The sequence below is a fragment of the Staphylococcus lutrae genome (assembly GCF_002101335.1).
Classification (GTDB): domain Bacteria; phylum Bacillota; class Bacilli; order Staphylococcales; family Staphylococcaceae; genus Staphylococcus; species Staphylococcus lutrae.
The window spans coordinates 2,498,145-2,523,978 of the sequence record NZ_CP020773.1 but is presented as its reverse complement, the minus strand read 5'-3'; the positions used below and the strand labels follow the sequence as shown (position 1 = coordinate 2,523,978).

The 25,834-nt window shown below is 37.4% G+C and carries 25 protein-coding genes and 1 pseudogene; 22 read left to right on the top strand and 4 right to left on the bottom strand.

Annotated elements, in window-relative coordinates; genetic code table 11:
- The first annotated feature begins 61 nt into the window (after positions 1–61).
- On the top strand, positions 62–409 hold the full coding sequence (locus B5P37_RS12390) for a formate--tetrahydrofolate ligase (protein WP_425319117.1): 348 nt from the start codon (positions 62–64) through the stop codon (positions 407–409).
- 214 nt (positions 410–623) lie between these two features.
- Here the strand turns inward: B5P37_RS12390 and B5P37_RS11735 are convergent, their stop codons facing one another.
- Positions 624–1,529 (bottom strand): transglycosylase domain-containing protein, encoded by a 906-nt coding sequence (locus B5P37_RS11735; protein WP_085236226.1) that lies wholly within the window; start codon positions 1,527–1,529, stop codon positions 624–626.
- A gap of 350 nt (positions 1,530–1,879) precedes the next feature.
- Between B5P37_RS11735 and tyrS the strand changes: the two genes are divergently transcribed.
- From tyrS to gcvPB, 3 genes and pseudogenes are all read left to right on the top strand, one after another.
- Complete coding sequence (gene tyrS, locus B5P37_RS11730) at positions 1,880–3,145, top strand: tyrosine--tRNA ligase (protein WP_085238383.1); 1,266 nt, start codon at positions 1,880–1,882, stop codon at positions 3,143–3,145.
- Positions 3,093–3,884 (top strand): annotated as a pseudogene (gcvPA, locus tag B5P37_RS11725) (aminomethyl-transferring glycine dehydrogenase subunit GcvPA); the annotation flags it as partial. The gene tyrS and the pseudogene gcvPA, both read left to right, overlap by 53 nt.
- Positions 3,874–5,349 carry an aminomethyl-transferring glycine dehydrogenase subunit GcvPB gene (gcvPB, locus tag B5P37_RS11720; RefSeq protein ID WP_085238381.1) on the top strand — a complete coding sequence of 492 codons (1,476 nt, stop codon included), beginning with the start codon at positions 3,874–3,876 and terminating at the stop codon, positions 5,347–5,349. The pseudogene gcvPA and the gene gcvPB, both read left to right, overlap by 11 nt.
- A gap of 173 nt (positions 5,350–5,522) precedes the next feature.
- Here gcvPB and B5P37_RS11715 read toward each other — a convergent pair whose 3' ends face one another.
- Positions 5,523–5,909, bottom strand: a complete 387-nt coding sequence (locus tag B5P37_RS11715; protein ID WP_085238380.1) for a rhodanese-like domain-containing protein — start codon at positions 5,907–5,909, stop codon at positions 5,523–5,525.
- Positions 5,910–6,059: 150 nt separating this feature from the next.
- Here B5P37_RS11715 and B5P37_RS11710 point away from each other — a divergent pair, with 150 nt between their 5' ends.
- Positions 6,060–6,890, top strand: a complete 831-nt coding sequence (locus B5P37_RS11710; protein WP_085238379.1) for a lipoate--protein ligase family protein — start codon at positions 6,060–6,062, stop codon at positions 6,888–6,890.
- Positions 6,891–7,138: 248 nt separating this feature from the next.
- On the opposite strand, the gene B5P37_RS11705 is transcribed toward B5P37_RS11710, so the two are convergent.
- Together B5P37_RS11705 and B5P37_RS11700 are read right to left on the bottom strand one after the other, a co-directional pair.
- A complete protein-coding gene (locus tag B5P37_RS11705; protein ID WP_240622373.1) occupies positions 7,139–7,354 on the bottom strand; it encodes an SA1362 family protein in 216 nt (71 codons plus the stop codon).
- Between the two features lie 25 nt (positions 7,355–7,379).
- The gene (locus B5P37_RS11700) at positions 7,380–7,979 is read right to left on the bottom strand and encodes a hypothetical protein (protein WP_085238377.1); all 600 of its coding nucleotides are present in this window, start codon (positions 7,977–7,979) and stop codon (positions 7,380–7,382) included.
- Between the two features lie 92 nt (positions 7,980–8,071).
- Here B5P37_RS11700 and B5P37_RS11695 point away from each other — a divergent pair, with 92 nt between their 5' ends.
- From B5P37_RS11695 to B5P37_RS11605, 17 genes are all read left to right on the top strand, one after another.
- Complete coding sequence (locus B5P37_RS11695) at positions 8,072–9,142, top strand: M24 family metallopeptidase (RefSeq protein ID WP_085238376.1); 1,071 nt, start codon at positions 8,072–8,074, stop codon at positions 9,140–9,142.
- Between the two features lie 18 nt (positions 9,143–9,160).
- Positions 9,161–9,718: an elongation factor P gene (gene efp, locus B5P37_RS11690; protein WP_085238375.1), complete on the top strand. Its 558-nt coding sequence runs from the start codon at positions 9,161–9,163 to the stop codon at positions 9,716–9,718.
- A 347-nt stretch (positions 9,719–10,065) separates the two neighbouring features.
- On the top strand, positions 10,066–10,524 hold the full coding sequence (accB, locus tag B5P37_RS11685; RefSeq protein WP_085238374.1) for an acetyl-CoA carboxylase biotin carboxyl carrier protein: 459 nt from the start codon (positions 10,066–10,068) through the stop codon (positions 10,522–10,524).
- Position 10,525: 1 nt separating this feature from the next.
- Positions 10,526–11,881 carry an acetyl-CoA carboxylase biotin carboxylase subunit gene (accC, locus tag B5P37_RS11680; RefSeq protein WP_085238373.1) on the top strand — a complete coding sequence of 452 codons (1,356 nt, stop codon included), beginning with the start codon at positions 10,526–10,528 and terminating at the stop codon, positions 11,879–11,881.
- A gap of 20 nt (positions 11,882–11,901) precedes the next feature.
- The gene (locus B5P37_RS11675) at positions 11,902–12,267 is read left to right on the top strand and encodes an Asp23/Gls24 family envelope stress response protein (RefSeq protein ID WP_085238372.1); all 366 of its coding nucleotides are present in this window, start codon (positions 11,902–11,904) and stop codon (positions 12,265–12,267) included.
- Positions 12,268–12,297: 30 nt separating this feature from the next.
- Positions 12,298–12,690 (top strand): transcription antitermination factor NusB, encoded by a 393-nt coding sequence (gene nusB, locus B5P37_RS11670; protein ID WP_085238371.1) that lies wholly within the window; start codon positions 12,298–12,300, stop codon positions 12,688–12,690.
- A gap of 8 nt (positions 12,691–12,698) precedes the next feature.
- Positions 12,699–14,039 carry an exodeoxyribonuclease VII large subunit gene (gene xseA, locus B5P37_RS11665; RefSeq protein ID WP_085238370.1) on the top strand — a complete coding sequence of 447 codons (1,341 nt, stop codon included), beginning with the start codon at positions 12,699–12,701 and terminating at the stop codon, positions 14,037–14,039.
- Positions 14,029–14,253: an exodeoxyribonuclease VII small subunit gene (locus B5P37_RS11660; RefSeq protein ID WP_085238369.1), complete on the top strand. Its 225-nt coding sequence runs from the start codon at positions 14,029–14,031 to the stop codon at positions 14,251–14,253. Before xseA ends, B5P37_RS11660 begins: the two co-directional genes overlap by 11 nt.
- Positions 14,234–15,115: a polyprenyl synthetase family protein gene (locus B5P37_RS11655; RefSeq protein ID WP_085238368.1), complete on the top strand. Its 882-nt coding sequence runs from the start codon at positions 14,234–14,236 to the stop codon at positions 15,113–15,115. Before B5P37_RS11660 ends, B5P37_RS11655 begins: the two co-directional genes overlap by 20 nt.
- 68 nt (positions 15,116–15,183) lie before the next feature.
- Positions 15,184–17,070, top strand: a complete 1,887-nt coding sequence (gene dxs, locus B5P37_RS11650) for a 1-deoxy-D-xylulose-5-phosphate synthase (protein WP_085238367.1) — start codon at positions 15,184–15,186, stop codon at positions 17,068–17,070.
- A 1,161-nt stretch (positions 17,071–18,231) separates the two neighbouring features.
- On the top strand, positions 18,232–18,684 hold the full coding sequence (ahrC, locus tag B5P37_RS11635) for a transcriptional regulator AhrC/ArgR (protein ID WP_014613844.1): 453 nt from the start codon (positions 18,232–18,234) through the stop codon (positions 18,682–18,684).
- A 13-nt stretch (positions 18,685–18,697) separates the two neighbouring features.
- Positions 18,698–20,380, top strand: a complete 1,683-nt coding sequence (gene recN / locus B5P37_RS11630; protein WP_085238365.1) for a DNA repair protein RecN — start codon at positions 18,698–18,700, stop codon at positions 20,378–20,380.
- Between the two features lie 6 nt (positions 20,381–20,386).
- On the top strand, positions 20,387–21,286 hold the full coding sequence (locus B5P37_RS11625; protein WP_085238364.1) for a phosphate acyltransferase: 900 nt from the start codon (positions 20,387–20,389) through the stop codon (positions 21,284–21,286).
- Positions 21,287–21,343: 57 nt separating this feature from the next.
- Positions 21,344–22,399 (top strand): butyrate kinase, encoded by a 1,056-nt coding sequence (gene buk, locus B5P37_RS11620; RefSeq protein WP_085238363.1) that lies wholly within the window; start codon positions 21,344–21,346, stop codon positions 22,397–22,399.
- A 10-nt stretch (positions 22,400–22,409) separates the two neighbouring features.
- Positions 22,410–23,828 carry a dihydrolipoyl dehydrogenase gene (lpdA, locus tag B5P37_RS11615; protein WP_085238362.1) on the top strand — a complete coding sequence of 473 codons (1,419 nt, stop codon included), beginning with the start codon at positions 22,410–22,412 and terminating at the stop codon, positions 23,826–23,828.
- Between the two features lie 21 nt (positions 23,829–23,849).
- A complete protein-coding gene (locus tag B5P37_RS11610) occupies positions 23,850–24,848 on the top strand; it encodes a thiamine pyrophosphate-dependent dehydrogenase E1 component subunit alpha (RefSeq protein ID WP_085238361.1) in 999 nt (332 codons plus the stop codon).
- The gene (locus B5P37_RS11605) at positions 24,841–25,824 is read left to right on the top strand and encodes an alpha-ketoacid dehydrogenase subunit beta (protein ID WP_085238360.1); all 984 of its coding nucleotides are present in this window, start codon (positions 24,841–24,843) and stop codon (positions 25,822–25,824) included. The genes B5P37_RS11610 and B5P37_RS11605 overlap by 8 nt, the downstream gene beginning before the upstream one ends.
- Positions 25,825–25,834: the final 10 nt, after the last annotated feature.

Below are 25,834 nucleotides of genomic sequence, written 5' to 3'. Positions count from 1 at the left end.
CAAAAAAAGTCCTTGAAGTGATCGAAACACCGCATCAATTTAAACGTTTATACGATTTGGAATGCCACTTGAAGACAAAATCGAAAAAATAGTAAAAGAGATTTATGGTGGAAGCAAAGTCACGTTCACTACGAAAGCACAAAAACAATTAGCACAGTTTAAGGCAAACGGTTGGGATCACTATCCGGTATGTATGGCTAAAACGCAATACTCATTTACAGATGACCAAACGCGTTTAGGCGCACCGTCAGATTTTGAAATTACGATTCGTGAACTTGAAGCGAAAACAGGGGCGGGCTTCATCGTTGCATTAACAGGTGCGATTATGACCATGCCAGGATTACCTAAGCAACCTGCTGCATTAAAAATGGATGTCACTGATGATGGACACGCCATAGGTCTATTCTAGTTTATGTGATATAAAAGAATGACTGATGATTAAAAGTTATCCCATATTTTAGGGGGTTATCATCAATCGGAAGGGTGGAACGAATGCGTCGATTTCACTTTTCCGATTTTTTTATGAAAATTCAAATTTTAAGTTATTTTATATCTTGTATGTTAAAGGGTGCGATCTATAACGTGGTATCATTGCAGTTTATTCCCCATTCACCACGACTATTTTATTTGGATGGATGGTATAAATGTGAATAAATATCCTCATTCAGTGCATTGACATACGCTTGTTGACTAATCTGACCTTCTACACGCATTCGTTTTAGGACATAATGTTGTCGACGAATGGAAATTTGAACATCATCCTTACTTTTAAGTGTGCCATCTTGATTGAATGGCGTATAGACATATGGGCTTTGTAATAGACCAACGAGATACGCGGCTTCTGAAATGTTTAACGATTTGGGTGGTTTCCCAAACAGTCCATAGGAAGCAGAGGCAATACCGGTGATATTTTGACCATTCGTATCTAATCCAAAGGGGACAAGATTCAAATACGTATAGATAATTTCATCTTTTGTCAAAATATGTTCAATTCGAATCGCATACATGATTTCCTTTGCTTTACGATCATATGTGCGTTCTTGTGACAGGATTTGATTCTTTACCAGTTGCTGTGTGATGGTACTGCCACCTGTTGGAAATTGGGTGTCAAAAACATCTTGAAACATAGCTCTTAAAATGGCTTTGGGTAAAACGCCGTTATGGACGTAAAAGTCAGCGTCTTCTGAAGCAACGAGGGCTTTCGTTACATAGGGTGAGACTTCTGCTGGTCCAGCAATAAGGCTCGGTTCTTGCTCATTATAGATTGCAATTAAGTCCGCTTTTTCTGGATGAGCGACTTTCAGTTCAGGGAGGTGTGTGACCTGTTGTGTCAATGTTTCATCATCCAAAGTTTCGGATTTTGAAATAATACTCGCAAAATAGCCTAATAAAAGACCGCATAAAAACATACAGCCAATGAGAACAAAAAGAACAAATGAAGTTAATATTTGTTTAATTCTACGCATATAAAAGTCATAACGTTTAAAAAATGATGTATCATTGTTTTGAGATGATTCTTTCGATTTCATTGACCATAAACCTCCATTATTTAAACACAGTATATCACATTTCAATTTACTGAGTATGTCGGGCAAAAGAATGATTGATTTGACATTAATTTTATAAATCTATATAATGAATAGCAATTACATGATTTATTGAAATTGAGGACAAGTAGTTTGGGTGCAGATTTTAAGAGAGTCAGTGGTCGCTGTGAACTGATAATCGCGTCTTTATGAATACACCTCGTTACCATTTCAACGTTGGCGGTGAACGTATCATCGTAAAAGTCCCAAGTATGGTGGTACCGTGCAAATGATTGCGCCCTTACGTCTCATGATGTAAGTGGTGTTTTTTTATTTTTAGAGGAGGTTAAGTTATGACAAATGCATTATTAGAAGAGTTGAGTTGGAGAGGCCTAATTTATCAACAAACAGATGAAGAAGGAATAGAAGCACTCCTCAATAAAGAGGAAGTGAAAATTTACTGTGGTGCAGATCCTACAGCGGATAGTTTACACATTGGTCACTTGTTACCGTATTTAACATTACGTCGTTTCCAAAATGCGGGTCACCGTCCAATTGTTTTAATCGGTGGCGGCACAGGGATGATTGGGGATCCATCAGGTAAATCGGAAGAACGCGTATTGCAAACGGAATCGCAAATTCAAAAGAACGTGCAAGGGATTCAAAAACAAATGACGCAACTGTTTGATTTTGATGTAGAAAATGGACCGATTTTAGTCAATAACTATGATTGGTTAAGTCAAATTTCATTGATTGAATTTTTACGTGATTACGGTAAGCACGTAGGTGTGAACTATATGTTAGGGAAAGATTCAATACAGTCACGTTTAGCAACAGGTATTTCATATACGGAATTTACGTACACGATTCTTCAAGCGATCGATTTTGGTCATTTAAACCGTGTCCATGACTGTAAAATTCAAATTGGCGGATCGGATCAATGGGGAAATATTACGAGTGGTATTGAGTTAATGCGACGTATGTATGGCGTGACGGATGTTTACGGATTTACGATTCCACTTGTTACGAAAGCAGATGGTAAAAAGTTTGGTAAGTCAGAAACAGGCACAGTATGGCTTGATCCAGAAAAGACGACACCATATGAATTTTATCAATTTTGGATTAATACAAGTGACGATGATGTCATTAAATTCTTGAAATACTTTACATTTTTAAGCAAAGACGAAATTGAGGCATTGGCACAATCCGTTGAAGAAGCGCCTCACTTACGTCAAGCACAACGAACGTTAGCTGAAAATGTGACGCGTTTAATTCACGGCGAAGCGGCTTTAAATGATGCACAACGAATTTCAGAAGCATTATTTAAAGGTGATTTAAAATCATTATCTGCAGATGAGATTAGCGCAAGCTTTAAAGATGTACCACAAGTGACTGTATCGAGTGATATGACAAACTTGGTAGAGCTATTGGTAGAAGCAAAAATATCTCCATCTAAACGACAAGCGAGAGAAGATATTACTAATGGCGCGATTTATATTAATGGTGAACGTCAACAAGATTTAGATTATACACTTGTTGCGGAGGATCGTTACGACAATGCATTTAGTCGATTTAGAAGGCACAATCACAGATCTCAAAAAACTAGAAGATGCCATTGATGATAATACTGCTGCTGTTGCGGTACAATATCCAAACTTCTATGGCTCGATTGAAGATTTAGAAGCGATTCAACAATTAATCGCAAATAAAAAAGCGTTGTTTATCGTCTATGCAAACCCATTGTCTTTAGGTCTACTCACACCACCAGGTGAATTCGGTGCAGATATCGTTGTCGGAGATACACAAGTATTCGGTATCCCAACACAATTTGGAGGCCCTCATTGTGGCTACTTTGCAACAACTAAAAAATTAATGCGTAAAATCCCTGGTCGCCTCGTTGGTCAAACAACTGACAACGAAGGAAATCGCGGATTTGTTCTTACGCTACAAGCACGCGAACAACATATTCGTCGTGAAACGGCAACTTCAAATATTTGTTCTAACCAAGCGTTAAATGCGCTTGCATCATCAATTGCAATGTCAGCTCTAGGAAAACAAGGCCTTCAAGAAATTGCAATTCAAAATATGGAAAATGCAAACTATGCTAAAACACAGTTTCAACAACAAGGTTTTAGTGTGCTTGAAGGCGTTTCATTTAATGAATTCGTCGTTCATTTTAACCATCCTATTTCAGAAGTTAATCAACAATTACTTGAAGCGGGAATCATTGGTGGTTTTGACTTGAGCGTCGTTGATCCGCAATATAAAAATCATATGTTGATTGCAGTGACAGAACTTAGAACAAAAGAAGAAATTGATACATTTGTACAGAAAGCCGGTGAAATCAATGCTAAGTAAATCGAGTCCACTTATTTTTGAACGTTCAAGAAAAGGTCGCTTTGCGTATTCGTTACCAAAAAGAGAAATCGACAACGATGTAGCGAATCAATTACTTGATCCTAAATTTATTCGCAAAAACAAAGCTGAATTTCCTGAAGTCTCAGAACTTGATTTAATTCGTCATTATACGGAACTCTCAAATAAAAACTTTGGTGTCGATACCGGTTTTTATCCATTAGGATCTTGTACGATGAAATACAATCCTAAAATCAATGAGAAAGTCGCACGAATTCCTGGTTTTGCAGAAGCACATCCACTACAAGATGAAAACCAAATTCAAGGGGCTTTGGAAATCATATACAGTTTACAAGAAGAATTGAAAGAAATTACAGGCATGGATGAAATCTCTCTACAACCTGCAGCGGGTGCACATGGAGAATGGACTGCCCTTATGATTTTCAAAGCGTATCATATTCAAAACGGTGATACTGAGCGTGATGAAGTGATTGTTCCTGACTCTGCTCATGGTACGAACCCTGCTTCTGCCGCATTTGCTGGTTTTAAAGCGGTAACCGTTAAATCTAACGAAAAAGGGGAAGTCGATATTGATCACCTAAAAGAGGTAGTTAGTGAAAAAACCGCTGCCATCATGCTCACTAACCCAAATACACTGGGGATATTTGAAACAAATATTATGGAAATCCGTGATATCGTCCACGAAGCTGGCGGACTTCTGTACTATGATGGTGCAAATTTAAATGCAATTATGGATAAGGTAAGACCTGGGGACATGGGCTTTGATGCTGTCCATCTGAACTTGCACAAAACATTTACTGGTCCTCATGGTGGGGGCGGTCCAGGATCAGGACCAATCGGTGTAAAAAAAGAATTACGTGACTATTTACCAAAACCGTTAGTCGTTAAGCATGGCGATCGTTTCGAATATGATCAGCAAATCAAACATTCCATTGGACGTGTAAAACCATTCTATGGCAACTTTGGTATTTACTTACGTGCTTATACGTATATTCGTACAATGGGTTACCAAGGTTTAAAAGAAGTTTCTGAAGCTGCAGTATTAAACGCCAACTACATTAAAGCAAGATTAAAGGATACGTTTGTTATCCCATTTGATCAATATTGTAAACATGAATTTGTACTCAGTGGAACAAAGCAGAAAAAATTAGGTGTCCGCACTTTAGATATGGCTAAACGCTTACTTGATTTTGGGGTGCATCCACCGACTGTCTATTTCCCATTAATTGTTGATGAGGGAATGATGATTGAACCGACTGAAACCGAATCAAAAGAAACATTAGATTATTTTTGTGATGCGTTAATTCAAATTGCAAAAGAGGTAGAGGAAGATCCAGATAAAGTTTTAGAAGCACCACATACGACGTTGATTGATCGCCTTGATGAAACAACAGCGGCACGTCAACCGATCTTAAAATTTGAAAACTTAAAAGAAGAAAAAGAATAGCAATTGCTTAAGGACTATATATGATTTGCCATCTATTACGAATATGTGCATCATTTGTTACGCATGATGCACATATTTAAGATAGGTGGCATTTCATTTGTTTCAAATACTTAACCCCCTTAAAATATAAAAAGCTAGACACCTTATTTCCAAAGATGTACTAGCTCCATTCACTACTTTTTAGACTTTATTTTGCCTGTCCATTTTTTATAGCCGCCTTTTAACATATACAAATCTGTGTAACCTTTTTTCTTAAGTGTACGTGCTGCACGATAGCTAGCAATACCATTAGCATCCACGAGATAGATGGGTTGGTCTTTTCGTAAGCCTTGATAACGCTGACGAAACATTGTCATTGGAATATTTCTTGCACCAATAATATGACCATAATCGTAATCCGCTTTTTCTCTTAAATCTATGACTTGGGCTTTGCGAATACCCTCTTGAAATTCTTCTTGATTTAATTCTGTTACAGATTTTTTATTAATTATAAAGTTTGTAATCATCCAAACGATGACGGCAGCTAACACAATTAAAACAACTAATGTCATAGTACTCATCTTGCATCCTCCCTAAATTACCGATATTATTATTATAAGACTGATAGACTAATTTATCAAAATTTTTATGTGTGACATATGTTGATTATTTAAGGTGTTTTTATATACGGCATATGCCCAATGATATTTCATAGGGAGGCTTTACGACAAATGACTGAAACTTGGTATTTTATGAATACGGGGGAACACGATCCATTCTATAATATGGCAATGGATGAGGCATTACTCAACTTTGTATCTAGAGGTGAAATTGATCCAGTTGTAAGGTTTTATACATGGAATCCACCCACATTGTCTATAGGCTATTTTCAACGCTTAGAGAAAGAAATTGATATAGCAAAAGTAAAAGAGAAGGGTTATGGCCTTGTAAGACGTCAAACGGGGGGACGTGGCGTTTTACATGATAAAGAGTTAACATACAGTGTCATTGTTCCTGAATCTCATCCTGACATGCCTCAAACGGTGACTGAAGCGTATCGCGTCATTTCAGGAGGATTACTAGAAGGATTTAAAGCGCTAGGTTTCGATGCATACTTCTCGATACCACGCTCACAAGAAGAACGTGAAAAACTTAAACAACCGAGAAGTTCGGTTTGTTTTGATGCACCAAGCTGGTATGAACTCGTCGTTGAAGGCAAAAAAATTGCTGGAAGTGCTCAAACAAGACAAAAAGGGGTCATACTCCAACACGGTTCAATACTACAAGATGTTGACGTAGATGATTTATTTGATATGTTCATCTTTAAAAATGAAAGACTAAAATTAAAAATGAAAGAAGCGTTTGTTGACAAAGCGGTCGCTATTAATGATTTATCAGAGACAACGGTCACTTTAGAAGAAATGGAAATTGCCTTCAAGGAAGGATTTAAAAAGGCGTTAAATATTGAATTTAAACCTTTAACTTTAACTGCAGCACAACAAGATGAAGTCAAAGCCTTGGAAGAAAAATACCGTTCTGACGCTTTTTTATACCGAAAATAGTGACGGTTATTAATCATCAATCATATTACGGCGTCTTGTCGATAGACACCTCATACGACAGAAAATCACTATTTTTGTAACAGCATGTTAAAAATTAATTATCACTCAAAATGGTGAATGATATGACAAAACATAACCACGCCCTCATCAATGGCTACGAGGGCGTGGTTGTAATATGTTAATGCGACTTGATAAATGACAACGTGCACTTCCAAAGTACTGACTTCAATGTTTGGTTACAACAACCTTTATCTATATCTTTTCATTTTGTTTTTCCAAACACGCTTTTTATACTCACGTTGATCAGGTGTTAAAAAGAAAAAGAAATAGATTAAATAAATCACACCAATAATCACGGCTAAGTTAATGATAGTTTTAAAAATACTAAATAGAATGGCAACAAAATTCAGTGCGAGACCTATCAATGCAATCACCAAGATTACACCGAATATAACTTTTTGTATCATCGTCATTTTAATGACTCCCTTTTCAATTTTTATTAGTGGATTTGACATTAATGTGCTTGAGATTTTGACGTCCTTGTTGGATAAGTTGTAAATCCTTTTTTTCATAACCTTTTTTAATTTTGGATAGTGCATTTTTAATCTCTTTTTGCAATTGTTTAATCTCTTTATCTTGTGTTGTCACTGTCTTATCTTTTTTTAATTCTTTCATATTGTGGACATCATCGTCATAGCGACTCACCGCATTGTCATGATCTTCGACAATTTGATCCAGTTGATCCTGTATTTTACTACTTTTTTTATTTTCAACAACTTTTGTATCAATCTGTTGATAGTCATTAATAATCTGCGTCACGGCTGAATAATACTCTGAACTTACTTCTAAATAATTGGCCTTTTTCTGATTGGCTTTCGCTTCACTTGTATTTTCAGAGTCTTTTTTTAATGCATCCACCTGTTTTTGTTTTTTCGAATTTTCGTTTTTTAATTGTTGATTTTCCAATTTGATGTCATGGTTTTTATCGCTTAAATTTGTGCTTTTCTCTTCTAATGGCAACAAATTCTGACTTCCACAAGCGGATAATAAAATTGCTACACTTAAACTTGCAACTGTTATCTTCTTCATAATAAACCTCTAATCACACATTGTTTTTTCACTACACATGTATACATTTTAAGGTATCATGTAACTAAGTACAAATATAAGGAGGAAAAATAATGAAAAATAGACTTCAAAAAATAAGAACATTAATACACGATAAGCACCTTGATGGTATTGTTGTCTTATCCGACTTCAATCGTCGCTATTTATCAGGCTTCACAGGTACAAGTGGGGCATTATTGATTACAGAAGATAAAGCCTTACTTTTGACTGATTTTCGTTATACTGATCAAGCTGCACAACAAGCGACTGAATATGAAGTTGTTTTACAACAAGGTGATTTATACACGTCCATTTTACAACAATTTACAACACTACAATTACAGGATATCGGATTTGAAGGGCATCTCGTTGCCTATGACGCTTTTTTAAAATTAAATCAAGGTCGTCACGATTTAATTTCAATTGGACAAGCCATTGAGACGATTCGCGAAACAAAGGATGAAAGTGAAATTAAAGCGATTCAGAAAGCAGCTGACATTGTTGATCAAGCATACGAGTATATCTTAACTGTGGTGAAACCGGGTATGACAGAAAAAGAGGTAAAAGCGCATTTGGAAAGTAAAATGCTTCATTTAGGCGCTGATGACACTTCCTTTGATACGATTGTAGCATCAGGGGTAAGAGGCGCAATGCCGCACGGTGTAGCCTCTGACAAAGTGATTCATGCGGGCGAAATGGTGACGTTAGACTTTGGTGCATATTATCAAGGGTATTGTTCAGATATTACGCGTACATTTGCGGTAGGTCAGCCCTCAGAAGAAATGATAAAAATTTATAATATTGTTTTAGAAAGTCAATTAGCCGCCATCGAAGCAATACGTCCTGGCATGACATGTCGAGAAATGGATCGCCTCGCTCGAGACATCATTACTGAAGCGGGTTACGGTGAAAATTTTGGTCATTCTTTAGGACACGGTATCGGACTGGATATCCATGAGCAACCTGGACTTTCTCAAAAATCTGAGTCAGTACTCAAAGTCAATCAATGTGTGACAATCGAGCCAGGAATATATGTAGAAGGATTAGGTGGCGTACGTATTGAAGATGATATTTTAATCACAGAAAATGGGGGACAACGCTTTACTAATTCACGAAAAGACCTTATTATTTTAAAAGAAGAGTGATTCTGAGGAGGAAACTGAATGATTTCTGTAAATGATTTTAAAACAGGTTTAACAATTTCTGTCGACAATGGCATTTGGAAAGTCATTGAATTCCAACATGTGAAACCTGGTAAAGGGTCTGCGTTTGTTAGATCAAAATTACGTAATTTAAGAACGGGTGCAATTCAAGAAAAAACATTCCGCGCAGGCGAAAAAGTTGAACCTGCAATGATTGAAAATCGTCGTATGCAATATCTTTACGCAGATGGTGACAATCATATTTTTATGGATAATGAAACTTTCGAACAAACGGAACTATCAACAGATTACTTAGAATATGAATTGAAGTTCTTGAAAGCCAATATGGATGTGCATATCCAAACATACGAGGGTGAGACAATTGGTGTAGAACTACCAAAAACTGTTGAACTTGAAGTGACTGAAACTGAACCAGGTATCAAAGGGGATACAGCAACAGGTGCAACAAAATCTGCAACAGTTGAAACGGGTTATACATTAAACGTTCCTCTTTTTGTTAATGAAGGGGATACATTGGTGATCAATACAACAGACGGCAGCTATGTCTCACGTGCATAATCAAGTACAGTCATCATTTTAAATTATGCGGATTTTGCTTTTGAACAATAAAGTCAATCCGACACTTAGACTAATAGGGCAGTTATGTCCTGTTAGTCTTTCTTTTTGACAAATTGTAACTCATGACTATGAAAAAGTGCTCAAGCCTTTGGTGTGACCATGATGTGATCCGGTCTTTTAAAGCGAATGACTTCTTATTTACTTAAAACAGATTGTATTTCTCATTTTTAAAGTCGAATTTTTCCATCTATTGTCTCATGGTGTTATTTACGTATTTTCTTGAATTGCCCCATACACTCAAGTAAAATAGTAAGGTAGAAATAATCAATCATAAGGGAGTAACCAAAATGAATTTTAAAGAGATTAAAGAATTAATAGATATTCTAGACAACTCTAACCTAACTGAAATAAACATTGAAGATAAAGGGACAACGGTTAATCTTAAGAAAGAAAAAGAAATCATTACACAGCAAGTGGCTGCACCGCAAAGTGTTGCGACACAAGTCACATCAAGCCCATCGGTTCAACCTGCTGCACAAGTTGAGCTGCCGTCATCTGAGGTAGATGAAACACTTAAAACGATAACCGCTCCAATGGTCGGTACTTTCTATAAATCACCATCTCCAGAAGAAAATGCCTATGTACAAGTCGGCGACCAAATTACTGCGGATACTACCGTTTGTATTTTGGAAGCAATGAAGTTATTTAATGAAATTCAAGCAGAAGTGGCTGGTGAAATCGTTGAGGTTCTTGTTGAAGATGGACAAATGGTTGAGTATGGCCAAGTCTTATTCAAGGTGAAATAATATGAAAAAAATACTTATTGCAAACCGTGGCGAGATTGCAGTGCGCATTATCCGCGCATGTCACGAATTAGGCATCCAAACAGTAGCGATTTATTCTGAAGGCGATAAAGATGCATTACATACTCAATTAGCTGATGAAGCCTACTGCGTGGGACCTAAGCAATCAAAAGACTCGTATTTAAATATCCCAAACATCTTGTCTATTGCGACTTCTACAGGATGTGATGGCGTTCACCCAGGTTATGGTTTTCTAGCAGAAAATGCAGATTTTGCCGAATTATGTGAAGCTGTACAGTTAAAATTTATCGGTCCGAGCTATGAATCAATACAAAAGATGGGGATCAAAGACATTGCTAAAGAAGAGATGAAACGTGCAAATGTTCCGGTCGTTCCTGGAAGCGAAGGACTTGTGAATACAATTGAAGATGCCATCCAAACCGCTAATCTCATTGGTTATCCCGTCATAATAAAAGCAACTGCTGGCGGTGGAGGTAAAGGCATTCGTATTGCACGAACAGAAGAAGAATTAATCAATGGCTATAAAATGACCCAACAAGAAGCTGAAACGGCATTTGGTAATGGGGGGCTTTATTTAGAGAAGTTTATTGAAAACTTCCGTCATATAGAAATTCAAATCTTAGGTGATGAACATGGCAATGTCATTCATTTAGGTGAACGCGATTGTACGATTCAACGACGGATGCAAAAACTTGTTGAAGAAGCACCTTCACCAATATTGACTGCAGAAAAACGTGAAGAGATGGGGAACGCCGCTGTAAGAGCAGCGCAAGCAGTTCATTATTATAATGCGGGTACGATAGAGTTTATTTACGATTTGGATGAGGACCAATTTTACTTTATGGAAATGAATACACGTATTCAAGTTGAGCATCCAGTAACTGAAATGGTGACTGGAATTGATCTCGTAAAAATGCAAATCAAAGTCGCAATGGGCGAAAAATTGCCATACACGCAAAAAGATATACAAATCAACGGGCATGCGATTGAATTCCGTATTAATGCAGAAAACCCATACAAAAATTTTATGCCTTCACCAGGTAAGATTGAACAGTACCTTACACCTGGAGGCTTTGGTGTTCGCATCGACTCTGCATGCTATACAAACTATAGGATTCCACCTTATTATGATTCAATGGTTGCAAAATTGATTGTTCATCAACCTACGCGTGCCGAAGCAATCCAATTAGGATTAAGAGCATTAAATGAGTTTGTCGTCCTCGGTATTGACACAACTATTCCGTTCCATATTCGACTGTTAAATCACCCTGTCTTCAATAAAGGTTTCTTTAGCACCAAGTTTCTAGAAATTTACGATATCATGAATGAAGAAGATTAATTTGAAGGGAGGTCACATGCATGGCAAAGTCTATCGAACATTTCAATCCTAACCTTGGCAATGTTGAAATTGTACCCGAAGTTATTTCTGTCATTGCGAGCATCGCTGTATCTGAAGTAAAAGGGGTTGAGGGCGTATTCCCCGATTTCAAAAATTCAACATTAGACCGTTTGGGTCGTAAAAATTTAACAAAAGGAATCAAAATTTTAACTGAGGATAATGAAATCATTATCCATGTGTATTGCGCTTTAAATCATACTGTTAAAGTGTCAGAAACTGCTTTAAAAGTACAAAAATCCATTCATAGTGCATTAAATACGATGCTTGCACTGACGCCAAAACAAATCAATATTCATATTACGCATATTGAAATGGCAAAAAAATAATCGTAATTAAAACATGAACGGAGAATGAAAATGAGTAGAAAACAAGCACGGAGTCAGGCTTTTCAAACATTATTTCAACTTGAAATGAAGCATACAGAATTAACCATCGATGAAGCCATGAACTTCATTAAAGATGACCATCCTGATTTAGATTTCACATTTATTAAGTGGCTTGTTTCAGGTGTCAAAGATCATCAAGACGTATTGGACGAAAAAATCAGCCCTCACCTTAACGGATGGACAATTCCTCGCCTTCTTAAAACAGATCGTATCATCTTAAGAATGGCGACTTTTGAAATCGATCATAGCGAGACACCAGAGAAAGTAATCATTAATGAGGCAGTTGAGCTCGCAAAACAATTTAGTGATGATGATCATTACAAATTTATTAATGGTGTATTAGGTCAAATTAAAAGAAATTGAGTGATTGTATGGAAAAATATTTAACAATTTCTGCATTAACTAAATATATTAAATATAAATTCGATCAAGACCCTCATCTTCAAAGCGTTTATATCAAAGGCGAACTGTCTAACTTTAAACGTCATAGTAGTGGTCATTTATATTTTGCTGTTAAAGACGAAAATAGCGTCATCGCTGCAATGATGTTTAAGTCCCAAGCCGCTCAGCTTGACTTCAATCCTAAAGAAGGGGATCAAGTTTTATTAGAAGCACGTGTTTCAGTATACGAGCGTCGTGGAAATTATCAAATTTACGTTAATCAAATGCAACTCGATGGCGTTGGTAATCTCTATCAGAAATTTGAACAACTTAAAATAAAATTGACTAAAGAGGGGTACTTTGATCCTTCAAATAAGAAAAGCATTCCGAAATATCCTCAAAAAATCGCAATACTTACTGCCAATACAGGGGCAGCCATTAGAGATATCCAAAATACTTTGAATAGCCGCTATCCCCTTGCTGAACAGATTAAAATCAGTACACTCGTTCAAGGGGCACACGCTAAAAATGATATTATCGAAAAACTAAAAATCGCGGATGAATCAGGTGCAGATGTCATCATTCTTGGTCGAGGCGGCGGTTCCATTGAAGATTTATGGAATTTTAATGAAGAAGACGTTGTAAAAGCGATATATTCTTGTAAAACACCTGTCATTTCTGCTGTTGGTCATGAAACAGATACGACTTTAAGTGATTTTGTAGCAGATTTACGTGCAGCTACGCCTACACAGGCTGCGATGTTAGCGACACCTGATCAGCAAGAACTTAAACAAGTTTTACTGAAGACAAAAGTTTATTTAGATCGCTTTATCAAACAACAGTTAAAACATTTAACACAGCAATTAAAGCAATTGCAGTCTTACTATAAATTTAAACAACCAGGATTATTGTACGAACAGCAAACCCAAAAAAGAGATGATCTCGATCGCATGTTACACCAAACCATGCTCATGCGTTTACAAAATGAGAAACAACAACTCATGTTGATGCAACAACATATTCGATTACAACATTTTTATGAAAGTGTCCAGCGTCAAAAACAAAACTGCATCACTTTAAGCACACAATTAGACAAACAAATTCACCGTGTCCTAACATCCCAAAGACAGCAATTGGAGCATCGACTCCTGTCATTGGACAACTTAAGTCCGACAAAAACGATGTTAAGAGGGTATTCTATTGTGAAAAAGGATAATCATGTATTAACGAGTAGTCGTGGTGTCAAAAAAGGGGATCATATCGAAGTCACGATGAAAGATGGTACGATAGCAGCAAAAATTGAAGAAGTGAGGTGGCAAACTGATGACTGATAATCAATCGTTTGAAGAAATGATGAATGAGCTTGAAACAATCGTGAACCAACTCGATAACGATACAATATCATTAGAAAAATCATTAGAACTATATCAAAAAGGCATTGCACTCTCAAAATCATGCGAAAAAACATTGAGTGATGCAGAGAAGAAAGTTTCTCAACTAATGGATAAAGAGGCAGATGAAAGTGATGAATCAAAGTCTGAATGAGTTATTAAAACAATTTGATACACATTTGAAGCATGCGATTAAGGATACTTCATTAGGAACGCCCCTAGAAGAAAGTATGCGTTATTCCCTTGAAGCTGGAGGTAAACGAATCCGCCCATTGCTGATGTTATCAACGATTAAAATGCTAAATCATCACGTCTTACAAAGTGGATTTAACGTCGCATTGGCTTTAGAAATGATTCATACCTATTCTTTAATCCACGATGACTTGCCGGCTATGGATGATGATGATTTGAGAAGGGGCAAACCGACAAATCATACTGTATACGGTGAGTGGCTTGCAATCCTTGCTGGGGATGCATTGTTAACCAAAGCGTTTGAGGTTATCACACAGACTCCGGATATCACCGCTGATGCCAAAGTAAAATTAATTCAAAAATTAAGTCAGGCAAGTGGTCATTGCGGCATGGTCGGGGGACAAACACTAGACATGCAGAGTGAAAACCGAACAGTCCCACTTGAACAATTAGAACAGATTCATATACACAAAACAGGGGCTTTAATCCAATTTTCCATTGAAGCAGCAACGATAATGACTTCGGCATCGCCATCAACGACGAGTCAACTTATAGAATTTTCTCGTTATTTAGGTGTTATTTTTCAAATAAAAGACGATTTATTAGATATTTGCGGTGACGTCGATAAAATCGGAAAACCTGTTGGAAGTGATGCAACAAACAATAAAAGTACATACGTGACGCTGCTTGGTGTCACAGGCGCTGAACAACAGCTGCAAGAATATATTCAAAAAGCCGAAACCATTTTAAAAACGCTCTCGCACCAGTATGATACAACAGATTTAAAATGTTTGCTCGCGCTTTTTTATCAACGCCAAAGCTAGGTTTTGCCTATCTAAGTTGTAACTAAAGTGTTATAATCATTACGATATAATAGTTAAGGGTGATTTCAATGGACGTTAGAAATATACAGAATCCTTCATTCTTAAAAAGTCTTTCTGTAAAGGAACTTGAAGCATTGAGTCACGATATGCGACAATTCTTAATTCAAACTTGTGCAGTAACAGGTGGACATATTGGTGCTAATCTCGGTGTGGTTGAATTAACAATCGCTTTGCATAAGCATTTCAATAGTCCGGAAGATAAAATTATTTGGGATGTTGGCCATCAAAGCTATACCCATAAAATTTTAACAGGACGCGGTCACCAGTTTGATACGTTAAGACAGTATAAAGGGTTATGTGGATTTCCAAAATTAAGAGAATCTGAGCATGATGTGTGGGAAGCTGGACATAGTTCAACCTCCTTATCTGCTGCGATGGGCATGGCAAAAGCACGAGATATATTAGGCAAACATCATCACATTGTGCCAGTCATCGGTGACGGTGCACTAACTGGAGGAATGGCGCTTGAAGCGTTGAACAATATCGGACACGATCGAACAAACATGACGATTGTGTTAAACGACAACGAAATGAGTATCGCGCCTAATGTAGGGGCGATGCATAACATGCTCGGGCGTATTCGTATGAACCAGGGATACAACCGCCTTAAATTTGATGCAGAGGCGATGCTCAGTCGATTACCAGGGGGAAGCCGATTACGTGAATCAGCAGACCGCATTAAAGATAGTTTAAAGTACTTATTAGTGGATGGCGCTTTTTTTGAAGAGCTTGGTATTCGTTATATTGGTCCTGTTGATGGTCATAACTTTGAGGAACTAGAAAACGCTTTAACTGCAGCGGATTCAATCAACAAGCCGGTATTGATTCATGTTGTTACAAAAAAAGGGAAAGGCTATCATCCTGCTGAAAATGATAAGATTGGGACTTGGCACGGGCTAGGACCTTATAAATTGGAAACTGGTGAACAAATTAAAGGACAACCTCAGGGGCCTTCTTGGAGTCAATTGATGAGTGATGAAATACTCGGATATGCACGACAAGATCGCCGTGTGGTTGCTATTACACCTGCAATGCCTGTCGGATCAAAACTGACGAAATTCCAATCAGAGTTGCCTGAACAATTTTTTGACGTAGGTATCGCAGAACAACATGCGGTAACGATGGCTGCAGGATTAGCGGTTGAAGGGATGAAACCTTATGTTGCCATCTACTCTACATTTTTACAGCGCGCCTACGATCAAGTTTTACACGATGTTGACCGACAAAAATTAAATGTTATTTTTGGTGTAGATCGATCCGGGCTGGTCGGTGCCGATGGTGAGACGCATCAAGGTGTATTCGATGTAGGATTCTTAACGCAATTTCCTAATATGATTGTAATGATGCCTAAAGATGAAAATGAAGCAAAAGACCTGATTTACACGGCAATGCATTATGAACAAGGACCTATTGCGATTCGTTACCCTCGTGGGAATGGATTAGGTGTTGAAATCTCAGATCATCGTAAGCATATCCCTATTGGTCAGTGGGAAAATATGACATCTGGTGACGATATCGTATTAATCAGTTACGGTCCAACATTAGTCACGCTGTTAGAAGTAGCAGAAACACTATCGCAATTCGATATTCAAGCACGCGTCGTCAATGCCCGTTATATTAAACCAATGGATACAGAGTTGCTGAACGACATCGGTAAAAGTAACATTCCAATCGTAACGGTTGAAGAAAGCATGCTCAATGGCGGATTAGGTAGTCAAATTGCAAACTTTATGACAGACCATGGGTATACCAACCGTATCAAGCGTCTTGGTATCGATGATGAATATATAGAACATGGAGATGTTAACCAAATCTTAGAAGACCTCGGTTTAACACACGCACCATTAGTTCAAACAGTCCAACAGTTTTTAAAGCAAGATAAAAAACACGAGTAGCCTATGCACTCGTGTTTTTTGGCTCTTTGTCAACATCGGTTGGTGATGAAATATCGTACGAAGTGGTAAGTTTTTGTTGCTTAATACGTTTTTGATATTCACTCACATATCACCTTGAAATGATTAAAATTTATTTCTGCAGAATCGTCGTCAAATAGAGGAACTGGAATAAATGTTTAGCTGGTTTTGTGCTGATGATATTGGATGAATTTTACTAAATATAATATATAAGCAATGTATACAAATGAATTAGCCATTAACACTTGTGTAGTGCTCATATTACCAAATTTTATACTTATGATTGTCCATGATGTTATGACTAAAAATAATAATAGACATAGCCGCACATTGAAAATTTTTTCATCGTATCACGCCTGTGTTATTAGCAGAAAGTTGCTCCTCTAGTTCGTCCACCACCAACAGCGCCGCAAACAGTACCAACTCCCACGCCAGCAAGACCTAAAGTAACACTTCCTGTTACAGCACCAACTACTATGCCAGATAAGCATTTTCCTACTCCTCTAGTTTGTACAGCGCTTTATGCGTGTACACCTAAATTCCCGTCATTTTCAAAGTATATTAAAGAAATATCGTTGCTATTTTTATCTTTTCTGTACTTTGGTAAAACTTCTGTTTTGTTTGTATTGTTATCTTTTGATGATATTGTATGATGATCGACAACATTTGCATGATCGTCAGTAAATCCTATGCTCATTGTAAGGTCACTTGCTATTGCTAGTACTGCTAATCCCTTAGTCAGTTTTGTTGTACGTTTTTTAAGTTTTCCATTTTTCTCGCTCCTAATTAAGTCATTTAGTTTTTACCTATAATTTGCAAAACAACCATTTTGAAGACGATTTAATCGCTTCGTCTGAAAGGAATCATTTTTTGATAGCTGAACTAGCGATAAATACTGCGTTATTTTCATGTGTGATAACATGGATAAGCAGACTAACAAAAAGCGATTGCGATCGGTATCTATGTGATGGATTACGCTCAATTCAACTTGATATAATACGTAGATTTACAAATTAAATGTAGTGTTTGTATGTGACGCGCGCATTAATCAGTGATGCCTTTCATCGATGATAGCTTATGTGAGTAAATAGCATAAGAATATGGTAGAATTAATGTATAAATATTCGTTATGAGGTGTCAATTATGCCTAAAAAATCTGTGAGACATATAAAAATCAGAGAAATCATTTCAAATGAACAAATCGAAACACAAGATGAGTTGGTTAAAAGATTGAATGACTACGATATGAATGTGACCCAAGCCACTGTATCGCGAGACATTAAAGAGTTACAATTAATCAAAGTGCCAGCTCCGAGTGGGCAGTATATTTACAGTCTACCTAATGACCGTAGATATCATCCACTTGAAAAACTAGGCCGTTATCTGATGGATTCGTTTGTTAAAATTGATAGCGCCAATAACCTACTCGTTCTTAAAACATTGCCGGGAAATGCGCAATCTATTGGCGCAATACTGGATCAAATCGATTGGGAGGAAGTATTAGGTACGATTTGTGGTGATGATACTTGTTTGATTATTTGTAGAGATAATCCTTCAGCTGACGAAATTAAGGAAAGAATTTTCAATATGTTATAAGGATGGATGTTAGATGTTAGAAAGCCTCTCTATTAAACAATTTGCAATCATTGATACATTAGATATCCAATTTTCGGAAGGTCTTACGGTGCTCAGTGGTGAAACAGGTGCAGGAAAATCAATTATTATTGACGCAATAGGACAACTGATTGGTATGCGTGCATCTTCAGAATTTGTCCGTCATGGTGAGAAAAAAGCAATCATTGAAGGTATATTTGATATTGATGACGCAAAAGAAGCCATCCTTGAACTCAAAACATTAGGAATCGATATTAATGAAGACTTCTTAATTGTTAAAAGAGAGATTTTCAGTTCAGGTAAAAGTATTTGTCGTATCAATAATCAAACCGTAACGCTGCAAGATTTGAGGAAAGTCATGCAAGCATTATTGGACATTCATGGTCAACATGAGACACAAACATTACTCAAACAAAAATATCATGTCACATTACTTGACCGTTATGCAGATGGACAATATGCGCAAGAACTTGAAAATTATGCACATGCCTATCAACAATATCAAGATAAAATCAAAACACTTGAAGCGCTAGAATCAGAAGATCAAGCATTATTACAACGTTTAGATTTGATGAAATTTCAATATGATGAATTGAAAGAAGCACAATTAAAAGAAGGCGAGATTGAACAATTAGAAGTTGAGATAAAAAGAATTCAAAATTCCGAAAATTTAAGCTTGGCGCTTAATGCGGCATATGTCACATTAACCGATGAGCATGCGATTACAGATCGTCTCTACACCTTGAGTAATGAACTACAAACAATCGATCAAATTTTACCCAACACGTTCCAAAAATTAAAAGAAGAGGTCGATCAGTTTTATTACACTTTAGAAGATGCAAAACATCAAATCTATGAAGAAATTAATCAAACTGAATTCGATGAACAATACTTAAATACGCTCGAGTCTCGCATGAACTTGCTCAATAATCTAAAACGTAAATATGGTAAAGACATTGCTGAGCTTATGATTTACCAAGAAAAAATAGCAGATGAAATAAACAAAATCGAAAATTATGAAGAGAGCACTTCACAATTACGAGAAGAAATTCAACAATTATCGCAACAAGTTGAAAAGAACGGGAAAAATTTATCAAAAGCGCGTAGAATTGTGGCAAGACAGTTACGCGATTGCATTGTTCATGAAATACAAAATCTACAAATGAAAGATGCAAACTTAGAAATTGCATTTAGACCATACGATACACCTCAAAAAGAGGGGCTTGAAAGCATTGAGTTCCTTATTAGCCCAAATAAAGGGGAGCCTTTAAAGAGCTTGAATAAAATTGCAAGTGGTGGGGAATTATCCCGAATTATGTTGGCTTTAAAAAGCATATTTGTGCGTGCAAGAGGGCAAACCGCTATACTATTTGATGAGGTGGACTCTGGTGTATCCGGTCAAGCCGCTCAAAAAATGGCTGAAAAAATGCAAGAGATTGCCTCTGTCATTCAAGTCATTTGTATTTCACATTTACCTCAAGTGGCATCGATGAGCGATCATCATTTGTATATTTCGAAACATGAGAAAGACGATCGCACAACGACAGTCGTGCAGGAGTTGAGCGGTGATGCACGCATTAATGAAATTGCACGTATGATTTCTGGCGCAACTGTCACAGAATTAGCGAAACAAAATGCGAAAGAAATGATCGAACAAAATCAAAAGCATAAAGGATGATGACCATTGCAATTTAAAGCATTGTTTCAAGGAGTTGAATCATTGGATGGTACCATTGCATTGGTGAATGCGACAACTGAATCACTCATCAGTGTAATGGTTGAAGTCTTAAAGCGAACCAACGCGAACTTCAAATTGTATAATCATCAAGATATCACTGTATTGATTCGCACTTTTAACTTAGCACCAGAATTGTTAACGCGAATACAAGTGAATACCTTCGAAACAGAAGAAGCCGCACTCGAACGTTGTTTAGATGATTTAAAGGATAATCAGGCAGACATCTTAATGAAAGGGCAAATCACATCCGCTCAAATTTTATCAGTTGTGTTAAAGCGACATGCTCATGACAAGAAAACTTTCTTAAATCATATCGCACTTTTTGAAATTCCGTCCTATCATAAACTGCTGATGATTTCAGATGTTGCATTAAATATCGAACCAACAGAAAATGATACCAAAGCGATGATTCAAAATATCGTTCATTTTTCAAAACGACTACAGTACAATCAACTGTATGTTGCCTTACTGTCATCTGTAGAAAAGGTCAATCAAAAAATACCCTCTACTGTGAAAGCTGCACAAGTGGTACAACATTTCAAGACACATCCAATAGACGAAAATGTCTACATAGATGGTCCATTTGCATTGGATAATGCGATTGATCAGCAAAGTGCCATTCAAAAAGGGATTCAGTCAGTCGTCGCAGGACAAGCAGATGTACTCATTGTGCCTAGTATTGATGTTGGAAATGTGCTCTATAAATCATTGACATACTTTGGCCAAGCTAAGGTCGCAAGTCTCATTTTAGGCGCGCAATTTCCAATTGTTTTAACATCTAGAGCAGATCGCATCGAAAACAAAATCAATTCCATCTTAATTGCATTAAAATTAAAAGCGTGTTGAATGATATAAAAATAGTACATATCCATGTTTTAATTTGTTTTTGAAAGAAGGGATGAAATGGTCAGCGTACTTGTATTGAATTTAGGGAGTACCTCTAGTAAATATGCCATTTATGAAGATAATCAATGTAAAGTGAGTCAAAATATAAGTCATACCAAATCAGTATTGAATAGAGCTATGACAGAACAAGAAGGCTTACGTCAAGAAATAATTGAAGCTGCGATTGAAAATAGTGGGTATCAACTCAATCAAATTGATGCCGTAGCTTGTCGCGGAGGGATATTGAAACCTCTAATCGGCGGTACATATGTTGTAAATACGAGAATGTATGATGACTTAAAACAGTTCAAATATGGAACACATGCCTCTAATTTGAGTGCAATGATAGGTTATCAACTCGGACAAAAATATCATATTCCGGTTTTTACGACGGATCCAGTCGTTGTCGATGAATTGATAGATGAAGTGCGTTATACGGGAATTCCTGAAATTAAACGTCGAAGTATTTTCCATGCACTCAATCAAAAAGCCGTGGCACGCCAATACGCTAAAAAAACGAATCAATCTTATGAATCTCTTAATGTTATCGTGATTCATATGGGTGGAGGAATAAGCATTGGTGCACATGAACAAGGACGAGTCATTGATGTCAATGAAGCACTTTACGGCGAAGGCCCTATGGCAACAGATCGTGCTGGCAGCCTACCTAATGACTTGTTAATTTCTTATATGGAAACACACCAACTGTCTGTTGAAGACGTTAAATACAAATTAAGTCGTCATTCAGGACTAAAAGCGTATTTTAACACAACTGATTTAAAACAATTGATGACGCGCTATGATGAACCAGAAGTTAAAATCATTATTGATGCCATGATTGTTCAAATTGCAAAGGCGATTGGTGAACGTGCTGCTGTATTGAAGGGACAAGTCGATCAAATCATTTTTACAGGGGGAATGAGCCACAGTACGATGCTTGTGGACGCCATTGCAAAGTATATTGATTGGATTGCACCTATAACTGTTTTCCCTGGAGAACACGAAATGGACACATTAGCTGAATGCGCACAGTCCGCTTTAAAACAAGAAATCAAAATTCAGACTTATCAGTAGGAGATTGAATATGACAAAAGAAAAATATGATATCGTTATTCTTGGCGGGGGAATTGCGGGATACTCTGCCGCCATTCGTGCAAGTCAACTTGGTAAATCCGTAGCAATTGTTGAAAAATCAAAATTAGGTGGAACTTGTCTTCATCAAGGCTGTATTCCAACTAAAACGTTTCTTAAATCAGCCGAAGTATTTCAACTGATTAAAAATGCAGAAAAATATGGCGTCACTTCTGAAAATCCTGTTCTTCATTTCCAAGACGTCATGACACGTAAAAATAATATTGTTAATGCCATGTATCAAGGGGTTAAAAGCTTAATGAAGCGTCATAAAATTGACGTTTTTGAAGGTGTGGGACGTTTAATGGGGGCTTCCATATTCACACCACAAAGTGGTACGGTTTCTGTTGAGTATGAGGATGGTACTTCTGAACTACTCCCAAATGACTATGTGTTAATTGCAACCGGGTCCAAACCAATGCCACTTCCTTTTTTACCTTTTGATCATCAACAAATTTTGAGTTCAGATGACTTAATGCAGTTAGATGCATTGCCGCAATCCATCACGATTATTGGTGGCGGCGTCATTGGCTTAGAATTTGCATCTTTTTTCAGTACAGTCGGTGTTGAAGTTCATATCATCGAATCAGGTGAACGCATTTTACCGACAGAAACGGCACAAACCAGCCAGATGATTCAACAAAAGTTAGAAGAAATAGGCGTTCAATTTCACCTGAATACGCAATTACAAGAAAAAAATATCAACAAAGACGCAGATGGGGTTTCATTTAATTTGGATACCTCGTTTACTACTGAAAAAGTGCTTGTTGCAATAGGCCGGAAAGTTCAAACTGATGATTTAGGGTTAGATAATACAAAAGTGGTCAGAAATGATAGACAAGTGATTGAAACCAATGCCTACATGCAAACTGCAGATGCACATATTTATGCTGCAGGTGATGTCATTGGTCAACTTCAACTTGCTCATGTCGGTGCAAAAGAAGGCGTCACAGCAGTTGAACATATGTTTAATCAGTCACCGCTTCCTATAGATTATGATGCTATGCCAAGATGCGTTTATACGTCTCCAGAGATTGCATCCATAGGTCTCAATTCTGAAACAGCAAAAGCACGTGGAATGAATTATAAAGTTGTAAAAGCACCTTTTAAAGCGAATGGTAAAGCAATGATTACTACAGCTACAGTACCTGATGGCTATGCTGAATTATTGTTCGAAGCACCTTCAGGAACACTGCTCGGTGCCTCATTAATTGGTCCAAACGTGACAGAGCTCATTAATGAATTAAGTGTACTTCAATTTATGAATGGCTCGGCAATTGAGTTAGGCCTTTCCACACATGCCCATCCGTCAATTTCAGAACTCTTAATGGAATTAGGCTTAAAGTTTGACCAACAATCTATTCATATATAGCGATCAAGGAGGAAAATAGATATGAAAGCATATCAAAGTGTTGGACTTGAAATTGAAGATTTAAAAAAAATGTATCGTGCGATGGATTTAGGTCGAAAACTAGACGAAAGAATGTGGTTGCTCAATCGTGCTGGTAAAATTCCATTCGTTATTAGTTGTCAAGGGCAAGAAGCCACTCAAATCGGTACAGCTTATGCACTACAAAAAGGAGATATTACGTCACCTTATTATCGTGATTTAGCACTTGTGACATATCTAGGTATGACCCCATTGGAAACAATGTTATCCGCTTTCGGTAAGCGAGATGATATCAATTCTGGAGGGAAACAAATGCCGTCTCATTTTAGTAAAAAAGAAGTTGGCATTATGTCTCAAGGGTCCTCTGTTGCAACTCAAATTCTCCATGCTGTTGGCGCTTCATTAACTTTTAAAATGGATCAACGCCCACATATTGCATTAGTCACTTTAGGAGAAGGGAGCTCCAACCAAGGTGATTTTCACGAAGGGCTAAATTTTGCAGGCGTTCATGACTTACCGTTTATTTGCCTGATTGAAAATAATAAATATGCCATCTCTGTTTCTAAAGAATTTCAATACGGAGCAGAAAAGCTTTCTGATCGCGCAATCGGATATGGCATGTACGGCGAAACAATCGACGGCAATGATCCTATCGCTGTATACGGTGCGATTAAAGCCGCACGAGAACGCGCAGTTAATGGAGAGGGCGCTTCACTTATCGAAGCATTATGTACACGATTAACTGCACATTCCTCAGATGATGACGACCGTTATCGTACTGACGAAGAAAAACTTATAGATAAAGAAAATGATTGTAATTTAAAATTCAAAAATTATCTAATTGATGAATCATTGGTTGATGCCGATTGGTTTGATGCCATCGAAAAAGAGAATCAACAAATTGTTAATGAAGCAACAAAACAAGCGGAGGCATCACCATATCCAGATCCGTCCGAAACTTACTTGCATGTTTACGAAGAAGGAGGACTTCAACATGGCTAAAATCTCTTATCTTGAAGCGATTAAACAAGCGCTTGATGTCGCATTAGAAACCGATCAAAATACGATGATTCTTGGTGAAGATGTCGGCAAAAAAGGAGGCGTATTTGGTGTTACGGCTGGCCTGCAAGAAAAGTATGGCCTATATCGTGTTTTAGACACACCATTGGCGGAGTCCAATATCGTAGGTTCCGCAATTGGCGCAGCGATGATGGGGAAACGTCCCATTGCAGAAATTCAATTTGCGGAATATATTTTACCTGCTACAAATCAAATTATGAGTGAAGCAGCGAAAATGCGCTATCGCTCTAATAATGATTGGCAAGTCCCGTTAACTATTCGTGCACCTTTTGGTGGTGGAATTCATGGTGCGCTTTATCATTCCCAAAGTATCGAAAGTGTATTTGCGTCAACACCAGGTCTCACTGTTGTGATTCCATCTACACCTTATGATGCAAAGGGCTTACTTCTTGCTTCCATTGCTTCAAATGATCCTGTACTCTTTTTCGAACATAAAAAAGCGTATCGCTTATTGAAAGAGAACGTACCAGAAGGTTATTATACCGTGCCTTTAGGTCAAGCAGATGTCAAACGTGAAGGCCAAGATCTAACCGTATTTTCATATGGACTTGCTGTCAATTACTGTTTACAAGCAGCAGATTTATTAAAAGATGAGGGCATTGATGTAGAAGTGGTTGATTTGCGTACAGTATACCCGCTTGATCAAGATACGATTATTCAATGCGCCCGCAAAACAGGGAAATGTTTATTAGTGACCGAGGACAACAAAGAGGGGAGTGTCATGTCAGAAGTGGCAGCCATCATTGCTGAAAATTGCTTATTTGATTTAGATGCACCCATTATGAGATTAGCTGGCCCTGACGTACCTGCCATGCCGTTCTCACCCCCTTTAGAAGACGAATTTATGATTAACCCTGACAAAATTAAAAATAAAATACGTGAATTGGCGCATTTTTAAGGAGGTCCAC